The sequence below is a fragment of the Bacillus pretiosus genome, from assembly GCF_052947655.1.
The window spans coordinates 111,556-130,186 of record NZ_JBRFUV010000002.1 but is presented as its reverse complement, the minus strand read 5'-3'; the positions used below and the strand labels follow the sequence as shown (position 1 = coordinate 130,186).

Below are 18,631 nucleotides of genomic sequence, written 5' to 3'. Positions count from 1 at the left end.
CCTTTAGGAAATTAAAGTGGAATGATATTTGTCAACAGTAAATTTTGCTAAGAAAGGACAGAGAATAAGACCACCGGTAAAGCTTTTACTGGAATTAATTATAAGATTAACGTAAATAGCAAGAGTACGCTCGTAAAATTATGATATATATAAATCAAATCGGAGTGAATACGATATGAGAGCGGTCGCGAAAAAAGTAAGAATAATACGTTTGCAGGATGAATATTGTAAAAATTGTAAATATCAAACGGATGTAGAACAGTATTGTATTGAACAATGCGAAATAGGAAAAAAACTTATTACGCTGGGTAAAAAAGAATTTAGAAAGAGATTGACAAAAGTAAAAACTATAGAAGAAAAATGGGATGAAAAGTGCAAACAAGCAATAATTTTATATAATCAAGGAGTAAATTATCCAGATATTGCAAAGGAAATGGGGTGCCACGTGAGTAATTTGTATAAAGAGCTCAAAAAACGTGGATGGTTACAAATGTAAAATCATGAAATAAATTTTCAAACAAACAAGTTATACGATTGGAACATGCTTTACATTTGATATGAATTGTATACTTGTTTATTTTCAGCAATTACAAAATAAACTAATTCATTTTTATGTTCTAATTTTTGTTCACCTAAAATTGTTATTTCACACCTTCTCATTTTTGAGGAAGGAGTCTTCTGTCGAAAAACGATAAAATTTTAACATTAAATTTCTGGGTTATAATTCCTAAAAAGAAAAACACCCGTTCTGATTAAGGACGAGTGTTTTTCTTTTTAGATTATCTAACAGGGATAAACTTCCATGAGCTAGGTTTTTGTTTTTTTTCACCTAGTACAATCCAATTTTTCTTTGCATTTATATTCTCATAATTTAATGGATAGTCATCTGTAAAAATATTATATTCTGTAGGATTATCCAGGTTAATTTTAATTTTAAAATCAGCTAAACTATCAGATTTTTGAGCAAGGTGAATCCAACTAGAATAATTAGACCAATTTAAATATTGGAATTGGTCGTAATTTGAGTGCTTCATACGAAGATATATACTCTCCCCGTGGTGTAGCTTTGCATCATTTTCTTTGTAGAATTCAAATTCCATAGGTGTACCAGATAAACCATTGTTTTCTTTATTTGCAAGTGTGACATAATCGTAACGATTTGCTATATACCATTCAAATGTTAGACCTTGATAAGGAGATTCACTTGGTACGATATAATAGTTTTTCCCTGCTTCTATGACGTTTCCTTCAATATCATAGATTAATGCAGTCTCTATACTTGGAGCTTTCACATTTTCAGTAAAAGTTTTAAACCACAGATTTAAGAAACCTGCTGTATTGCGCTGAGCTTCTCCTAAGCTTCGCTGCACAGCTGGGGTAACCATTTCTTGCCACAATTGTGCCTTACCACTATTATAATACTTAAATGTTTTATCATTAGTAATATTTTGGATTTCAGGTTTAGCTACTCGAGCTGCATAATCAATCCATTCTTCAGGTGTGAATAGAGAATTATTATAGTTCCCTCCAGTATTGACTGCAAATTGCTTTTGAATGGTTGTAACATAATTTTCAAAGTAGCTATGATATTTTATAGCTCTCGTATCAATTGCAGTAAAATTTGCTGCATGCATAGGTTGAGTAGCATCTGTAAAGTAATGCGTGGCCACCCCTAAGTAATAGAAAGCTTTTTCATAGTCTTTATTTCGTAAATGTTCTCCAGATTCATAAAAGTATTTCTTACCTTGTGTAAGAGCGGTTGGATTTGTTTCTCCTCTATAATTTTCTTTAGTATCAGGATCATAAAAATGAGATTTCCATCCGCCTTTAAAAACGCCACCTATTCCTGTACCACCATCGTTAAACTCTGCATTATAATCTGCATCATATAATCCTTTAGAAAATAAATCTTTATATTGTGGATAATTTAAAAAGTCCACAGCCTGCTTATTTGCTTCAATATTAGATTCTGTTTTCATAATTTCAATAGCTTGTTTTGCAATCCATAAATGTGTACTTTTATCAGAATGATACGGAGCTTCTGCAGACCATCTTGCAGTAATAGGATCATTCTCATTTAAATCAATTTGATCGAGATGAGCATAACTACTTTGAGGACATACTCCTAAAATAGTTAAGGTCACTCCAGCTATACATAGTGTTGATACGATTTTTTTCATTTTTTATCCCTTTCTAAATATAAAAATTCTTATGCGGATATTCATCTTATTAACGAAAGTTAAATAGCTCTAATAAAAGAGCGATTAGCAAAGGCTAATTGCTTAATTTCTCTCTAAATGGAATACCAACACACATCGATTAAATTAAAAATTTTAAATTAACCCTAAACAATAATTTTTCTTCTCTACCTCTAGTTATATATAAAAGCGCGTCTTATTTAAACATGTTTTTTTATGTAATTTTACATATCCAAAAATAGGGGATTTATTAACCTTCCATTTATTATATTAATGAAAGACCGTTCTCTCTAGATAATTGAAATTATGATGTTTTAAGGTAATAATCTATATCCATCAACTTAAGAATTTAGAATTACCCCAAAATGAAAAAATGAACTTTTTGAAGTGTTGTTTTGTTTGCTTTTCTATATTCCCAAAAAGTAATCTAGGTATTAAGGGAAAAGGTTTTAGATTTGGAAACGTAAGTGACATCTCATTTGGTACTAGTTCCTCTAAAGAACCATATTCTCTAATACAAAAATTTCCTGATAAGTTGGACAAGTCTTTAGCAAAGTTTGGAGAAAGAAATACTGCGATGGCTTTCATATTTTTTACTGCTTCTGGAACAAAAGGTATTTGAGTTAAATTAAGTATCATGGTTGCATACATTTTGTCTTGATAGCGGTCGATTGGGTAAGTTTCATTTGGTAATGAAACTTACCCAATCGCTACGATATAATTGTAAAAATACTTCTTATGCTAACTCTTCAGCGATAGATTTATCTATAACAATCCATATGATTTGTTTCACAGCAAAAGCACATTACTGCTTAAATAAATCTTCAAAGGTCATAGCAGACGCATGACTTTCTTCATTTTCTATGGTTAACATGTTAGTTTAAATCTTACTCTCTATTTGATACCTGTATTATAGAGAAACCAGAAAAACGGATTTTGTGACAGTTTTTCTGGTTATTTTTTATTATGAACTAAAAAAGCATTCATCTCATTAAAAGATAAATGTAAAAAGAGAAATAAAAACATAAAAAATCCAACTCTGATTCTGAGGTTATTTCCATTTGTTTGATTAGATTTGGAGGAAGTGTAAGGCAAATACCGTTAAAACAATATAAAACAACGTGAGATAAACTAAATCCCAATACTGTATTCTACCCTCTATTTTTTACTTTTCTAAAACAATTTCTGCTATTTTATTAGCATATTTTTTAGAGTCAAATCCATCATAATTACTTAGAATTACAACGGACAAATATTCTTTTGGAAACCGCATAAAGTGGGAACGATAACCTGCCCAACTTCCTGAATGTTCCAAGTACCGATAGTTAAAACCTTCAGCAAGCCTTAGCCCAAAAGCATAATATTCATTGTCAATAATTGTATCCCCAGTTGGAGAAATTTCCGGACCTATTTCGCTCATTCTTTTAACAAGATTTTTTCCACCAACGGTACCTGTGGCTAAATTTTCTCCCCATTTTACCAGGTCTTCAACTGTTGTATGAACTGCCCCATCCCCTGTATGTTCCCAAGGGCTTTCATAGATTTTATATGTTCCTTGCTCATTCCTCGAATATCCATTAGCAACTGATATAGTAGTTGGGTAGCAATCCACAATTGTTGTGTCTTTCATGTGTAAAGGATCAAAAATACGTTCCTTTGCAAACTGACGTAGGGATTTGCCACTTACCTTCTCTACCACTAGTGACAATAAAAAATATCCTGTATTGCTATACTCAAATTTTGTGCCAACTGGGAATCTTGCAATTTGATGATTTTTAAGGTGCTTTAGCGATTCTTCCACAGTTAATATATCAGTAAATTTAATATTTTCTGCTTGAGCCAATTCCATATAATCAACTAGTCCACCAGTGTGATGAATTAGATGTCTCAATGTTACAGGTTCAGCATATGCACCTATAGAAGGGACAAATTTTACAATTGAATCATCTAAACTCAATTTCCTCTCTTGTTCTAAGAGTAATATAGAAAATGCTGTGAATTGTTTAGAAACTGAGGCTATATTAAAAACGGTTTTGGTAGTTATGGGTAGATTTTTCTCTATAGAAGCTAAGCCAACTGCACCTTTATAAGTTACTCCGCTATCAAAACTAGCAATATATGAAAAGCCTGGAACTTTTGGTGAAAACTTTTTTAATAATTGTTTAATCAATGTATGCGTCTTTTCATTATATGTATTATTCACCTCAATCACATCCCCTTCCCTTTAAATGATTAGAAATATATTATCCTGTTATCTTTTTCAATTACGCATCTTACTTCAACTCAAAACAACATATTTTATATTTGACTACAATCAAGCACCGTCACACTGATTTCTTTAGTTTCTAAATTCTTCTCTTTATAGAGAGCTTTAATTTAGTGAGTATTATTATCCCCGAATTTACGAAATTCCCTCTTTCAATTCTAAAATTACTCGTGGCAACTTAATAGATATTTTCTAAATTGGGTCAATAACATCTAAATCAAAGATGTTATTGACCCAAAAATACCTATTTTACTTTTAGATTTAGGACCGATGTACTAACGAATATGAAAACTATTTACCAGTCCTCTATAAAGATAGGTTTCAATAAAACATTTATCTACCTTAAACCTTGTTTCAAATTTAGTTATAGTCTACACATTTTATAGTCTTCGTCTATAGTGTTTTACTTTTTCGATATGAGAATCCAAATAACCTTTTTAAACAACTTTGTTCACAAAAAAGCAGAAGCGTTCCAAATCTTTATTTTTCATTGTAGTTTCAAATGTGGGATTGGGTAGTGATGTTCTGCATCATCTGTAAGTTCCCCATTAACTTCAGCTAACTAGTTCAAGTGGGAGAGTCATGAAAGTAGTCCTATATCTTTTGCCTTTTGTACTGCTTCTTCTCGATTTTTAACTCCTAGCTTCTCATAGAGATTGGAGGCGTAATTTCTTACTGTTCCGTTTGACAAATAAAGTGTCGAAGCTATTGTTTTATAACGGCTTCCTTGTGATAATAGTTTCAAAATCTCTAATTCTCGTTTCGTCAATCCATACTCTATTCCAGCTGATCGTGATTCAAATAATCCTGTTTCTTCATTTTCTTCCCACATCCTATGGAACAAGTCATGAGTAATCATCGTGCCTCCTCGATAGACTAGACGAATAGATTCAGCTAGTTCACGCGAATCTATGGATTTCAATACATATCCATCCGCACCATTTCGTATGATTTCTTTTGCCCTTTCTGTATTCTGGAAGGTTGACAGAATAAGTACACGAATGTCTGGCCATTTTTTCTTAATCATTTTAGTTGCATGAATCCCATCCAGATTTGGCATCTCTAAATCCATTAATACTACATCTGGTTTTAGTCTCTCGCACAATTCCAAAGCCCGTTCTCCATCTTCAGCCATTCCCACTACTTGTAAATCATCCAGTCCACCCAAAATTGTATGAAGACTTTCTCTGATAAAAGAATGATCATCGACAATACACAGGCGAATTTGTTCGTTAGCCAGTTGTACTTGTTTCGGTAAAACACATGAAATTAATGTCCCTTCCCCTTTTTTGGAATAAACAATGACTCTTCCTTGTGACTGACTTACACGCTCTTTCATTGCAGTTAATCCAAAGCCATCCTTCCACTCTTCTACCCCACAGCCATTATCCTCTACATCCAATCTTATCTGTTGTGGTTCAAAATGAAGTGACACAATGATTTCTGTGGAATGCCCATGGCGAACAGCATTTGTTAGTGATTCTTGCAAGCTCCGATATAGTGTCATTTTTGATTGTTTGGAGACCATATACTCTTCCCCTATTATTCGAGTACGTACATTTACTTTTGCATGTTTCTTAAATTCCTCTGTCAATTGTTGTAGTGTGGTAGCTAAGGGAAGCGACTCTTGTGATAAATCTAATTGGTGTAAATACAGTCTTACTTCTTCCATACTGTTACGGGCCAATTGTAATAATGAATCTAGCTGTTGCTCTCCTTCTTTAGACTTTAATTCCACACGCAATGTTTCCATCCCCATAATAATTGAAGTATAGGAATGCCCCATCGTATCGTGTAAGTCTTTTGAGAGCCTATCACGTTCCTCCAGTAATGTAATCCGCTCAACTTGGGATACGTATTGTTCCAATACATGTTTCTGATTCCGAATAATTTCACTTTGACGGTAATTAATAGCCAGTAAACGAAAGAAAGAGCCCATAGCAAAAGCTAAACTGAGTTGTAGGATGATTACCCATAAATCTGTCACTTCGGAAAATATCGCAATGAGCAACGGGAACAAAATAATTGTGATAGGACCCGACCAGCGGTAAGATTTATGAACGCTATTTGCCGCAATCATAAAAGTTGGCATTAAAAAAGCAAGATATGCTAACGGAAATAATAAAGTTAAATAGAAACAAACTCCGCCAAATAATATTATTTCAGTAAATAAATAATAGCGATAACTGAACATTAAACAAATCCAAGGTACTGAAAATGAAACGACTTCCCAAAGGATTATGATCCAAAGTGGTACTGTCAAATGATCTTGTTGTTGTATAGTCGTTGATATCAATGATAGCCAAACAATAAAGCGTATACAAAGTAAGGCCCAATCATACCAAAACCATAGTTTTAAAGTCTTAAACAAATTATCACTCCTTTATAGCTTTAAACATAAAACGCGTGTACATTCCAATAATTCGAACTAAGTCGTTTCCAATAAGATTATGTATCCAGATGAGAATGAAACCAACAATCATGACAAAAATTGCTGTCTCCCATGAATTCACAGCAATGCCCAATAAGTATATATTAAAATGTTGAAAAAGTAAGGGGGTAACGATACATACTATTGGCATTACATACAGTAAAACAGCACATATAAGACTCATTATTCCGACAAAAATTTTCTGCATGAGCCAAAAAATAGCCCTCCAGTTGCTATTATTAAGGATTATATCCCTCACTTTAATCCATTTATCTCTCTCCTCTTTTTTTCTTGGTTTGAATAGCTCTATCGATATATCTGTATAAACTTTCGTCTGAATACGTTCATACTGAACAAACGTTTGAGTTGTTTGTAGTACCCACGCTAATAAGGGAATACCCCAAAAAATAATCGTCATTACTAATGCAAATGTAATGCTGATCAGATAGAAACAAAAGTAAAAAAAACCGGATACAAAGGTAAATAACAAGAAATAAAAATCTTGCAAAGTTTTTTGAGCTGATGCTTTTATCATTAAAATCTCTCCTCCTCATTCATTGCTAATGCGTTAAAAGCTACTTTTTTATTCTAAGTATTTTTCTGTCACAAACGGTAGTGTCAAAATGTCATGGTTTGTATGACATAACTATTAATACAACCTTATCCCACTCAACTTTTATTATCCTTTATAAATATGATAAACCCCTTGCTATACTCTGTTCATACGCTAACTCTTTATGCTAAAGATAGGATTGTGTTCCCGATCTTATCTTATTTCTTTACAAATTTTTTGGTACAAAAAAGGAATCCTTATAATGAGGATTCCTGAAAGAAACGACATGTCATAATCAATTCCTTGATTTCGTGCATCATACGTATAAATTCCTCGGTCCCTCATTTTATCTACTAAATAATACATAGTATTATATTCTAAGAGATTAATTTTTTGTATTTTCAAATAAATATATACCTACACTTGTTATTCCATTAACATTTCTTAGATGCTTGCTGCATATAAAATTATTATGCTTTTGGATGTCGCCTCCCTACTTCAATAGAATAATCATGGTTACCTAATTGTAGGGATAAAAAACCTTGATTAACTTCTTGTTTCTTTACAGTGAATGATTCTTGAACACTTATTGTATTTAGTTTATATTTGTCCTATTTTCATCATTATATCGAAATGCTAAATCGTCAGTTTTTGTTGAAAATGATATAGTCAGCTGTTAAAAAATAAACTATGACAAAGTTTATCCATTTTTCCTTTTGCCTACTTGCTAAATTCAGCAAGTAAAATATTTTTAAAAGGATTAGGACTATTAGCTTTATTGCTGTTCAAATTGACGGCTAATGTATGCTTACCTCCAATTGTGCCTCCAGCAAAAGTAGAAAAACCTGGAGAGCCACCTGTGTGTCCCCAAATCGAGACACCATTTGAAAGTTTTTTTTCATAGATTCCAAGACCATATCCATCGATTACTTTTGTTCCTGTAGAAACTGTAGTAAGCATTTGTTTTAGTTGCTGTTCCTTGAGTAATTTGCCACTAAGTAAGTAAGAGAAAAATTTGTTCAAATCGTCAGCAGTAGAAATCATATCTCCATCCGAATTACCTGGGTAAGAATAAGTAACGTCTTTTGGCTCACTTGCTTCGTCTAGTTGGAAATATCCACGGGCATGATTGGTACCTGGAATAACAGTTGAATTACCAGGTAGAAATGTATTCGACAATTCGAGCGGTTCAACAATCCGATTTTCAACCTCTTCCGCATAGCTGTTTCCAGTTACTTTTTCAATAAGCATACCTAGTATTACGTATCCTGTATTTGAATAAGACCAGCCTTTACCTGGAGCAAAGTCTGGTGGAAGAGAAATTCCCATCTTTACTAATTCTTCAGCCGTATACAATTTTTTTGTATCCATAATATCATAGTCTTTTGACTTTAAGTATTCAGCAATCCCACTTGTATGATTCAATAACTGCCGAATCGTAATCTGGTTACCATCATAGCCGTTTCCTTGAATGACGCCAGGTAACCATTTTTCGATGGAGTCATCTAGATTCAAGCGGTTCTCTCCAGATAATTGAAGTAGAACTGTTGCAATGAATGTCTTCGTAACACTGCCAATACGAAAGAGATAATCAGCTTTCATTGGTTTCTTGGTTCTCAGATCCGCTACCCCGGCAGCATAACTCCACGTTTTTCTATCCTTTGAAATTTTGGCGAGTATCCCTGGGTATCCAAGTTGTAGTGTATCCCGCATTGCTTTCTTGACGGAAGTACGATCTCTTTGAGTATTTGTTTGTAACGAACTAGATACATTTTGATCAGACTCTGCTTTTACAATTGAGCTTGGTGTTGTGTATAACAAAGAACTTCCAGTCATTAAAAGGACTAAACCTGTAGATGTAATCTGACAATGTTTTTTCATAAAGATATTCCTCTCCTCTATTCATATTTTATCGGTAGTTATTTGTTGTTTTCTACTAGTTACACAGCTTTCATCTTAACCAAAGATAAATGGGCAAAAATGGATTGGCAATTATCTTACTCAGCATTATTTTCACAAATGCTATTGTGTCCTAACAAACGGTAAATTTCTCTTTTTCCACTTGTATGTTAACTCTAGCAACTACTTCTTTTCCTTAAAATACTCTTGTTACTGGTTTGTTTTTCATAAATAAGTCATACTTGTTTCCCCTTTCACGCCCCTTTATATTTTTGTCATGCACAATGAAAATCTCCCCTCCTCATTTATTGTTAATGCTTTAAAAACTGCTTTTTGATTCTAAGTTTTTTTATGTCACATACGGTAGTGTCAAAATGTCATTGTTTATATGACATAACTATTAATACCGCTGTATCCCACTCAATTTTTGTTCTTCTTTATAAATATTACAAAAACTCACTACCTACTATGACTTGCCTCTTGCTACACTCTGTTCATACACTAACGAGCCGCTAACTCGTTGTGCTAACAAAAAATACCAACTAAATAAAGGAGCGTACAAAAATGAAACAAGCAATTAACAAACTGGGGATTGTTGCAGTTCTTCTTTCTTCTTCAACCATGATTTCTGCGTGTTCCCAACAATCATTAGAGGCTGAAAAATCAAAGCCATTGGCATCCGGAACTAATATCCAAATGCCGAAAGGACCTACTAATAAAAAAGAAATAGAATCTTTTGCTGATCCGTTATTTGAGGAAAAAATGAAGAAATATAATGTGAATGGTTCTAGTTTTGTCGTCGTTCATGATGGAAAGGTCGTTGTCAATAAAGGATATGGATATGCTGATAAAGAAAAGAAAATCCCCGTTAATAAGGACACGGTCTTTCAAATAGCTTCAGTCTCGAAAACTTTTACTGCTTTGGCTGTGATGCAGCAAGCCGATAAAGGAAAGCTTAAACTAGATCAAGACGTACAAAAATATCTTGGTGGATTACAAATACCTAATCAAACAGGAAAACCCCTTACCTTGTTTGATATGCTCACTTATACCAGCGGGGTAGATTCTCCCAATCTCACAACGATAACTGGACCTGAATACGTTAATAATAGTATACCGATGAAAGAATTCTTCTCTAAACATATGCCAACTGTAGTACGGCCACCAGGTGAAGTTTATACGTATGACAACGTCGCATTTGCGCTCGCAGGGTTTGCAGTAGAGAATGTTACTAGTACCCCCTTCTCTAAATATATGGAAAAGAATATTTTCAAACCATTAGACATGAAATCTACAAGTATGAGCTTAACGCCTGATCTTCTCGAAAGAATGGCTACACATTATGGTCCCACTGGCGATCCGATTCCAACAAGTAGGAACATAACGGATGCACCAGAAGGAGGCGTTTTATCTACTGCGGAAGACATGTCAAAATACATGATTATGCAACTACAGAAAGGAAAGTTTAAAGACAAAGAAATTGTAAGTAAAAAAAGCATGGATATGATGCATGCCTATCAAGTTTTTGATGATAAGACGATTCCTGTTGCGACAATTGGATTTGAAACGCCTTTCAATGAATTTGCTAACGGTCAACACGTTGTAATGAAAGGGGGGAGTATGCCTGGACATCAATCACTGATGATTTTAGTGCCTGAACAAAAAACAGCATTCTTCATGTCTTACAATAATGATTCAACGATGAGTATAGACGTGTATGAAGCTCTCATGGATCACTATTTCCCTGCTAAGAAGGTGGAAAAAACTAAATATCTTTCGTTAGAGGAGAAAGAATCCCAGAAATATTTGGGTTTGTACCAAAACACACGTTTTGCTTCAATTCGAACCCACTTTACCTATGAAAATGGGAATTTGGTCATGGAAGGGGGATTATCCGGAAGACAAGTTCTCAAAATGATTCATCCGTTGTTATTTGAAGATTCAGAAGGCTACAAGGTTGCTTTCAAAAAAAATGCAGTTGGAGAAATCACATATTTTCACTACAGCTCTCCTAAAAGCCTAGATTTCATGGCTGATGCACAAAAAATTAACAACAAACCGTCCTTAGCAGATGTCCCGCAAATGAGTAACTATAGAAGTCATATCGATAATCTTTATGCTTTAAACATTATGGATGCTAAAGAAGGTAATTTATTCGATCCAATGGGTGCTATGACACAAGGAGAGTTTGCGGATACGTTGTTACTTGCTCATGGATTTAACGGTTTTCCAGACGAATCCAAGGAGGCAAGGGCAAAAATTATGAATGGAATTCCAGAGTATAACCGTGCTACTCCGATTACCCGACAGGTCGCAGCAACCATGATTCAAAACGTTAAGCAAATTCTAGACTTGAAACCGATTCAACCTGATAAAGCTATTAAAGTTAAATTACTCGATGCCGCAGATGACTGGGCAGTCCAATCGATTCAAGCACTTGCCTCCCAAGGAATTCTAGACCCTGATACTTCCATCAATGCTGATGGTTCCTTTATGTTCCGTCCGAAAGACCTATTACTGCGTCAAGAGGCAAGTGCCTTGCTGGATATAGCTTTTGGCTATTATGCACTGCCTATCAAACGGTAGTAGATATTTTATCCTAGATTGAATCATAAAAAAATTGAATGCTAGTATCTTATCAATAACAAGCTAAAATAAAGCAAGAAATTTTTAACTTTATAAGATTTGTATGAAAACGCAAACGATTTGAAATATGACTCTATATTTGAAATTTTTTCCTTAAAAAAAGGAGCCTATTAGGACATTTAATAGGTTCCTTCTAACCGTAGCATTTACAATACGTCCCTTTACTTCGCGACTCTTGGCAAATCGAACAAGACCTAGTTTCGGCAGCTTTATCTTTTTTTTCTTCAATGGCAATGTTTTCATTTGTTTGTTTTGTGGTGTAAGATTGTACGTTGTTTTTCTTAGATTTGAAACGCGGGGCACTAGTTTGTTTTTTGAAAAAGCGTGTATAAGCATCCGTGAGGTTGCGAACAGACGACTGAATCGCAATACTATCCACTTCTTTGAGCCAAACAAACACTTTCTTCATGGCAGGAAGTTTGGCAGAGCATGTACCATATGTTAAACCTTTCCCCGTCTCTTGGTATGCGTTATCTCATAGAGATAGGAAATGATCGAATACAAAACGAGAACAACCAATCGTATTATTGATTAGAATTGCTTGTGCTTGATTTGGATAGATACGAAAATTATAGGCTTTATTGATCATCATTTCATTCACCTCCATTTCGGTATATAACTATCATATACCAAACGTACATTCGATAGGTAGTAAAGTAACACTTTCTGTATGTCGAACAATTAAGATGGCTTCCTGCTATCCCTTGTTCGAAGCTAATTCATCTCCGACCTACTCACTGGGCTTTGCTCTTTCACGCTCCTTGAGGAAGGATTCTTATTGGCTAAAATGATAAAATTGAACCCTGAACTGAGGACAACATGATAGTTCTAACCTTCCCCACTTGCCACTTTCCTCTTTTTAATTTTTTAATTAAATAATTTAATAATAACTCCATAAACTAAACTTACTTGTATCTTATAGGAGTGTATTAGTTGTGAAAAAAAATTCGATATTCCTCATTTTTTTTATAATTTCTCTTTGTTCAAAACCAATATCCATATATGCTTTTACAGATAGTCGTAAGGAATATGAAAAAACAGGGAAGGTAATTTGGGAGGTAAATACAAAGGAAAAAATCGTTGCACTAACATTTGATGACGGTCCTCATCCTGTTTTCACCCCTCAAATACTTGATATATTAGCTAAATACAATGCAAAAGCAACCTTTTTCGTAGCAGGTAATAAAGTTAAAAGGTTTCCTGCTATTTTAATAAGGGAAGTAAAAGAAGGACATGAAATTGCTAATCATACTTATAATCACATTTATGATAAAACCATTACTGCAGCTAAATTAACATCAGAATTAAATCGAACGGATGAAGTTATCAAACAAATTACTGGTTATACATGAATCCCCTAATTATGTAAATTCATATCCAATCGGTAGAACCCCCGTTGCATTTTGCAAAAAAAAATGGCGAATTCCTTTTTATCCTTAAACAGCTATCCTGTCGCTAATAACGAAGAGCAATAAAAAATGAATTGGGTTTATTCATTTTTTATTATGGGTAATAGGATCTCAAGTTACCCCCTAAACAAGCTAGATTAGAAAGAATGATGTTTTCTTATGGACCATTTAAGATGAATTACAGTTATTTGCGGAAGCATCACAACGATATGTTCACTTGTATTTTTAGTAGAAATAGCCTATTCTTGGTCCATTGGAGAGGTAATATTATCTTTATAGGTATCAATATAGATATTTCCATTTGCAGCACGTACAGCATACGTAACATCTGTGTAGTGGAGGTTACGTTTTTTTAGTTCACACTGTAATTCTAGCTCCGTATGATTGTTTTGCCTTAAGTTTTCTGTCATAATTTCCCCATCCATAATTAGCTCGATGGGAAGTTTATACTCTTTTTTTGTTGGTATATTTAAATCTTGTTTTGTAACAGTACGATATTCCGGTTTTTTCAAAACAGATATTTTACCATTTGTTTCAACTACGACATAAAGAACTTCTTCAATGTTAAAAATACCATTCTCTCTTAATTGTTGGTTTAAATAATCTAGAGAATAGCGCATCTTCCGCATATTATTCTCTAAAATTTTTCCGTTTTCAATAATGACTGTTGGATTTCCTGCAAATATTTTTCTGCCTATTCGACTTTTCATGGATATGTAACTAACCATTAAAATGATAAATACTAAAATAAGAAAAGCAATAACTGCATGATGAGTTTTTACATTTAAATTAAATGCCAAATTTGCAATAATACTTCCAATAGAGATAGCACCAATAAAATCAAAGGTATTCATTTCAGCGATAATTTGTTTTCCTAATATTTTAGCTCCGATAAATAAAATTGAGAAAGATAACAAAGTTCTCAAAATAATCTCTATATGTTGAGACACAAATAGCTCCTCCTTTTACGGTTGGGTGTTCGAATAATAACATTTTATATAAGGATAATATGTATCTTTGCAAAAGAATTTATTATGTTCAATAACAATTAGATATTTCATGTAGATGAATTGATCTCAATCCTGTTGTCAAGTTTCTCAAAAAATAATACTAACTTTCTATATAATTTCAGTTCTTCACTTCGTTATGATTAGCTATAAGGAACGCTCTCGATTAGCGCTCTTTTTGATTCTATTCAGTACATTATTATCACAAGGAATCCCACAGATTTCTATGGTCCAATTTCCTTGAATTTCTTGCACACTGTGTGGAAAAAAACCATTTATAGCAAACTGGTTCTTTTATTTATTCATCATACAATAACTATTTTATCAAGCCCCAATTTACATTTGTGATAACTCTATAATACGTATACTGACATTTGCTTGCGGACAGTAATAGGTTAAAAACACCTCTTGTAGTTTGCGTTATGGTTATAACATTCAATATACGTCATTGTTCTCCTGGAGTTTGTATAATAGCTCCTCCACCTAAAGGAGTGACAAACATTTAAAGTATCTATTTCATTTCGAATCATTTATTTATGGTCGATATTTATCCTTCTCTTTCATCTGCAATCACTCTAACGCTTAATGGTATTACGCGTATTTTTAGATTTTCCATTTGTAGCTATATTAATTGAGACATTTCTTCGGATATTATTTTCTGTAATGACCTTAAGGTTAAATAAAATACAGATTTATAATCTTCACTATCCTTTTTTATATATTATGAATTAGTGCTGGCAGAGATTGCTGCAGAGGATACGTTAATTACTGCTATCAGAGTTGCCTGCTGCGCCTGTATGAAAACATACATTATTTGTTTGCAAGTCCGTGTTAGCAACGTATTAACACAAACCCCCAGTGAATGGAATGGAAAGAAATGTATGATGTGGCGTTACTGTTACCACCCATACATATGTAAACTATTTTTTAAATAAAGTCTATTGATGTCTAAGATTCTGTTTTATAGGAAGTGTTTTTATGGGATGGGGAATATTTATAGGAACGTGGTTCAAGTCAAAGAAAAGGCACTCCTAGGAGTGCCTTTTCTTTGACTATTTATATGTGCGAACGCTTTCGAAATTATTGGATCTAAATTGATGTACGCATTGTATTAAATGGTGCATTTTTATCATTTTAGTCAAGAAGACTCCTTCCTCAAGGAGCGTGAAGGGTCAAAGCCTAGTGAGTAGGGGGGAGATGAGTGTCAATTGGCATAGGCCAACATGTTTACTATCATTTACTTGTACAGATTGCTATTCAAAAACTTAAGATATGAGGTTGGTTGCAGAAAAACGTTGCAACCGTAAAATCTTTAACGTTCTATCCCCCCTCATTTGCCGAAGTTGCGAAAACCAAGCTAAAGTAGGTATTGTGTTGAGTCGTTCAATAGAATTGTCCCCTTTGTTTAACAAATGATTTTTTGTAAATAATATGTTTATTAAACAATTAATTAAGGGGTGCTTATATGCCACAGGATCGAAAAGCAGAGGTTAAAAACGATGCATATGAAGGAAAAGAGATCATGCCAGATAATCCACAGTCTCTACCTCATCACATGCAAAAAGAGCTGCCTCACGAATTTTCTGTAAATCCTCTGTTTGCCCGCGAAGGAGAATCCGTCGTTCCACGCTTTCATATGTCTGATGAAGGCATGTTATCAGAAACAGCGTATCAGATTGTCCATGATGAAATTACTCTTGATGGCAACGCCCGCCTGAATCTTGCAACATTCGTTAGCACATGGATGGAGCCTGCCGCAGAGCAATTATATGCAAAATCATTCGACAAGAACATGATTGATAAGGACGAATATCCACAGACAGCTGAAATTGAGGAGCGGTGTGTCCGTATCTTAGCCAACCTCTGGCATTCGCCAAGCCCCCTTACGACTATGGGCGTTTCAACAACTGGATCGTCAGAAGCATGTATGCTCGGTGGGCTTGCTTTAAAGCGACGCTGGCAAAATGCACGTAAAAGCGAAGGGAAGCCCGTGGATCGTCCCAATATTGTGTTTAGTTCTGCTGTTCAGGTCGTTTGGGAAAAATTCGCGAATTATTGGGAGGTTGAACCACGCTATGTGAAGGTTAACCCTGAACATCCCCAATTGGATTCTCAGGGGGTCCTCGCAGCCGTGGATGAAAATACGATTGGTGTGGTACCGATTCTCGGTGAGACTTATACCGGTCTTTACGAACCGGTTGCCGCAATTGCGAAAGCGTTGGATGATTTACAGGCGAAGACTGGTCTTGACATTCCCATGCATGTGGATGCAGCTTCAGGAGGATTTATAGCACCGTTTCTTCAACCAGATTTAGTCTGGGATTTTCAATTACCAAGGGTAAAGTCCATCAATGTATCCGGACATAAATATGGATTAGTTTATCCTGGGTTGGGTTGGATAATTTGGCGGGAAGCTGAAGATCTCCCTGAGGATCTAATCTTTCGCGTTTCCTATTTGGGCGGGAATATGCCGACCTTTGCCCTGAATTTCTCTCGTCCTGGCGCACAAGTGCTCCTGCAATATTACAATTACTTGCGTTTAGGGAAAAGTGGGTACTATGATGTCCAAAAGGCTTCTCAGAAAGTCGCTCTTTTTCTTAGCAAGGCCATTCAGAAGATGGAACCGTTCGAACTTTTGTCCGATGGATCGGATATTCCGGTTTTCGCTTGGCGACTGAAAGATGGCTACACATCAAACTGGAACCTTTATGATTTATCTCGACAATTGCGTGTGTTCGGTTGGCAAGTACCCGCCTATCCATTGCCTCCAGATATGGAAGCGGTGACAATTATGCGAGTTGTGGTTCGAAATGGATTTTCCATGGATCTTGCGCATTTATTTTTGAGAAACCTCAAACAGACTGTTGCCTTTCTGGATTCCCTGGATGGGCCTATGCCACATGATACGAAATGTGATAATGGGTTTCATCACTAAATAAAAAAAGCCTAATTTCTTCACATTAAATTGAGAAGTTAGGCTTTTTTATATTGGAATTTCCTTAACGTTGTAAATCCACATTTTTCTGAAGCTAACCCATATATAAGAAATAGACTTTATTATCTTTCGTCTAAATGTCTGGATATCTACTTTTCTTAAATCACTTATACGACTGTTTTTTTCCATTTTCGTATTTTAGTTCTGAAATTCGTGAATGGAGCAACTGTATTGATATGCACCCATTTCCAAATAGGTCACTTTGCTTTTGTTGTGGCCCATTTTCTTTTTTCTGGTTGGAATAATTCTACTTCAGAAAGATCATTTATCCAATCGACTAATATTTAACTAACTTTGTTAATTCTTCCTCCTGCTGTTTTAAGGTTAACCGCTCATAAATTAGATAGAAAAATAAGATCTTTTCAACAGGAAAAGAATTTATAGTGGAAAGAATATATTTATATTGATTATAATAATATGCTTTGAATTGTACCTTTAAGGAGGCGTTGTCGATGAGAAAATATTTCTATTTGATTGGGCAAAAAAACAAGAGGATAACGTATCACTAGCCCATAAACTACGTGGTTCCTCCTCAATATTGGAAGGAGAGTATCAGATTGAAGAAAATTTATTTAAAGTCTATTGACAAAAGTAATTGGGAAGAAGCAATTAAACTTTCTGTTAAAAAAGAACAACAAACATTTATTGCATCCAACCTTTATTCTATCGCAGAAGTTCAATTTCTAGATAATTTCTATGCAAAAGGTATTTATCTTGATGAAAAAATGATAGGATTTACTATGTTTGGGATAGATTCTGATGATAATAATTATTGGATTTATAGACTTATGATTGATAAAAAATTTCAAGGGAGAGGTATAGGTAAACAAGCTATACCTCTAGTTATTGAAGAGATAAGAAGAAATAATAATGCAAACATTTCTATAATAATGATTGGATATGCTCCTGAAAACCTTACAGCTAAATTTGTATATAAAAAAGCAGGATTTATTGAAACTGAATTATCATCTTGGGGTGAACAGTTAGCTAAGTATTCCTTATAAGCACTTGAATTCTCCACATTAACTTTTAAACTTATTAAAGGAAAGAGTCTAATAGTATAGTCATGCAGATAGGAAATGATTAAACTTTTTTATAAAAGAATAAAACAACTGAAAATATTAAGAGCGTGTTTTGATTTACCTTTTTCAAAACACGCTCTTTTCTATGATTGTTTATCAAGATTATTTAGTATTAATTTGATTAAACTTTATTTAAAGACAACAC

Annotated in this window: 10 protein-coding genes and 6 pseudogenes; 6 read left to right on the top strand and 10 right to left on the bottom strand. The window is 34.2% G+C overall.

The features are described from left to right. Positions 1 to 175: 175 nt before the first annotated feature. On the top strand, positions 176 to 496 hold the full coding sequence (locus ACU8YW_RS27885) for a helix-turn-helix domain-containing protein (RefSeq protein ID WP_088093278.1): 321 nt from the start codon (positions 176 to 178) through the stop codon (positions 494 to 496). Positions 497 to 779: 283 nt separating this feature from the next. Here ACU8YW_RS27885 and ACU8YW_RS27880 read toward each other — a convergent pair whose 3' ends face one another. The 7 genes and pseudogenes from ACU8YW_RS27880 to ACU8YW_RS27850 all read right to left on the bottom strand — a co-directional run bounded on the left by ACU8YW_RS27880 (position 780) and on the right by ACU8YW_RS27850 (position 9,329). After that, entirely contained in the window at positions 780 to 2,180 is a 1,401-nt protein-coding gene (locus tag ACU8YW_RS27880; protein ID WP_426934532.1) for a zinc dependent phospholipase C family protein, read from the bottom strand. A 438-nt stretch (positions 2,181 to 2,618) separates the two neighbouring features. After that, positions 2,619 to 2,870: pseudogene (locus tag ACU8YW_RS27875) on the bottom strand (DUF1963 domain-containing protein); the annotation flags it as partial. A 67-nt stretch (positions 2,871 to 2,937) separates the two neighbouring features. Continuing rightward, positions 2,938 to 3,072 (bottom strand): annotated as a pseudogene (locus tag ACU8YW_RS27870) (RNA polymerase sigma factor SigX); the annotation flags it as partial. 291 nt (positions 3,073 to 3,363) lie between these two features. After that, entirely contained in the window at positions 3,364 to 4,401 is a 1,038-nt protein-coding gene (locus tag ACU8YW_RS27865) for a serine hydrolase domain-containing protein (protein WP_098589006.1), read from the bottom strand. Between the two features lie 643 nt (positions 4,402 to 5,044). Further along, a complete protein-coding gene (locus ACU8YW_RS27860) occupies positions 5,045 to 6,835 on the bottom strand; it encodes a helix-turn-helix transcriptional regulator (RefSeq protein WP_149212494.1) in 1,791 nt (596 codons plus the stop codon). 4 nt (positions 6,836 to 6,839) lie between these two features. After that, the gene (locus tag ACU8YW_RS27855; protein ID WP_426934533.1) at positions 6,840 to 7,430 is read right to left on the bottom strand and encodes a sensor domain-containing protein; all 591 of its coding nucleotides are present in this window, start codon (positions 7,428 to 7,430) and stop codon (positions 6,840 to 6,842) included. Between the two features lie 738 nt (positions 7,431 to 8,168). Next, on the bottom strand, positions 8,169 to 9,329 hold the full coding sequence (locus ACU8YW_RS27850; protein ID WP_426934534.1) for a serine hydrolase domain-containing protein: 1,161 nt from the start codon (positions 9,327 to 9,329) through the stop codon (positions 8,169 to 8,171). Positions 9,330 to 9,911: 582 nt separating this feature from the next. Here ACU8YW_RS27850 and ACU8YW_RS27845 point away from each other — a divergent pair. Continuing rightward, positions 9,912 to 11,933 (top strand): serine hydrolase domain-containing protein, encoded by a 2,022-nt coding sequence (locus ACU8YW_RS27845; protein WP_426934535.1) that lies wholly within the window; start codon positions 9,912 to 9,914, stop codon positions 11,931 to 11,933. Between the two features lie 186 nt (positions 11,934 to 12,119). Here the strand turns inward: ACU8YW_RS27845 and ACU8YW_RS27840 are convergent. Beyond that, a pseudogene (locus tag ACU8YW_RS27840) lies at positions 12,120 to 12,585 on the bottom strand (helix-turn-helix domain-containing protein); the annotation flags it as partial. Between the two features lie 343 nt (positions 12,586 to 12,928). On the opposite strand from ACU8YW_RS27840, the pseudogene ACU8YW_RS27835 reads away from it, so the two are divergent. After that, positions 12,929 to 13,339: pseudogene (locus tag ACU8YW_RS27835) on the top strand (polysaccharide deacetylase family protein); the annotation flags it as partial. After that, a pseudogene (locus ACU8YW_RS27830) lies at positions 13,327 to 13,468 on the top strand (DUF1259 domain-containing protein); the annotation flags it as partial. The pseudogenes ACU8YW_RS27835 and ACU8YW_RS27830, both read left to right, overlap by 13 nt. A 173-nt stretch (positions 13,469 to 13,641) precedes the next feature. On the opposite strand, the gene ACU8YW_RS27825 reads toward ACU8YW_RS27830, so the two are convergent. After that, positions 13,642 to 14,352: a DUF421 domain-containing protein gene (locus ACU8YW_RS27825; protein ID WP_088055876.1), complete on the bottom strand. Its 711-nt coding sequence runs from the start codon at positions 14,350 to 14,352 to the stop codon at positions 13,642 to 13,644. A gap of 1,522 nt (positions 14,353 to 15,874) precedes the next feature. On the opposite strand from ACU8YW_RS27825, the gene gad reads away from it, so the two are divergent. Beyond that, entirely contained in the window at positions 15,875 to 17,344 is a 1,470-nt protein-coding gene (gene gad / locus ACU8YW_RS27820; RefSeq protein ID WP_098647649.1) for a glutamate decarboxylase, read from the top strand. Between the two features lie 167 nt (positions 17,345 to 17,511). On the opposite strand, the pseudogene ACU8YW_RS27815 reads toward gad, so the two are convergent. Then, positions 17,512 to 17,753 (bottom strand): annotated as a pseudogene (locus ACU8YW_RS27815) (ClbS/DfsB family four-helix bundle protein); the annotation flags it as partial. Between the two features lie 208 nt (positions 17,754 to 17,961). Here ACU8YW_RS27815 and ACU8YW_RS27810 point away from each other — a divergent pair. Next, positions 17,962 to 18,408, top strand: a complete 447-nt coding sequence (locus tag ACU8YW_RS27810) for a GNAT family N-acetyltransferase (protein ID WP_426934536.1) — start codon at positions 17,962 to 17,964, stop codon at positions 18,406 to 18,408. The last annotated feature ends 223 nt before the right edge of the window (positions 18,409 to 18,631 follow it).

What these genes read in the sequence shown, in the direction of transcription:
- ACU8YW_RS27885 (WP_088093278.1), top strand. Translation starts at nt 176, where the DNA reads ATGAGAGCGGTCGCGAAAAAAGTAAGAATAATACGTTTGCAGGATGAA.
- ACU8YW_RS27850 (WP_426934534.1), bottom strand. Translation starts at nt 9,329, where the DNA reads ATGAAAAAACATTGTCAGATTACATCTACAGGTTTAGTCCTTTTAATG.
- ACU8YW_RS27845 (WP_426934535.1), top strand. Translation starts at nt 9,912, where the DNA reads ATGAAACAAGCAATTAACAAACTGGGGATTGTTGCAGTTCTTCTTTCT.
- ACU8YW_RS27855 (WP_426934533.1), bottom strand. Translation starts at nt 7,430, where the DNA reads ATGATAAAAGCATCAGCTCAAAAAACTTTGCAAGATTTTTATTTCTTG.
- ACU8YW_RS27880 (WP_426934532.1), bottom strand. Translation starts at nt 2,180, where the DNA reads ATGAAAAAAATCGTATCAACACTATGTATAGCTGGAGTGACCTTAACT.
- gad (WP_098647649.1), top strand. Translation starts at nt 15,875, where the DNA reads ATGCCACAGGATCGAAAAGCAGAGGTTAAAAACGATGCATATGAAGGA.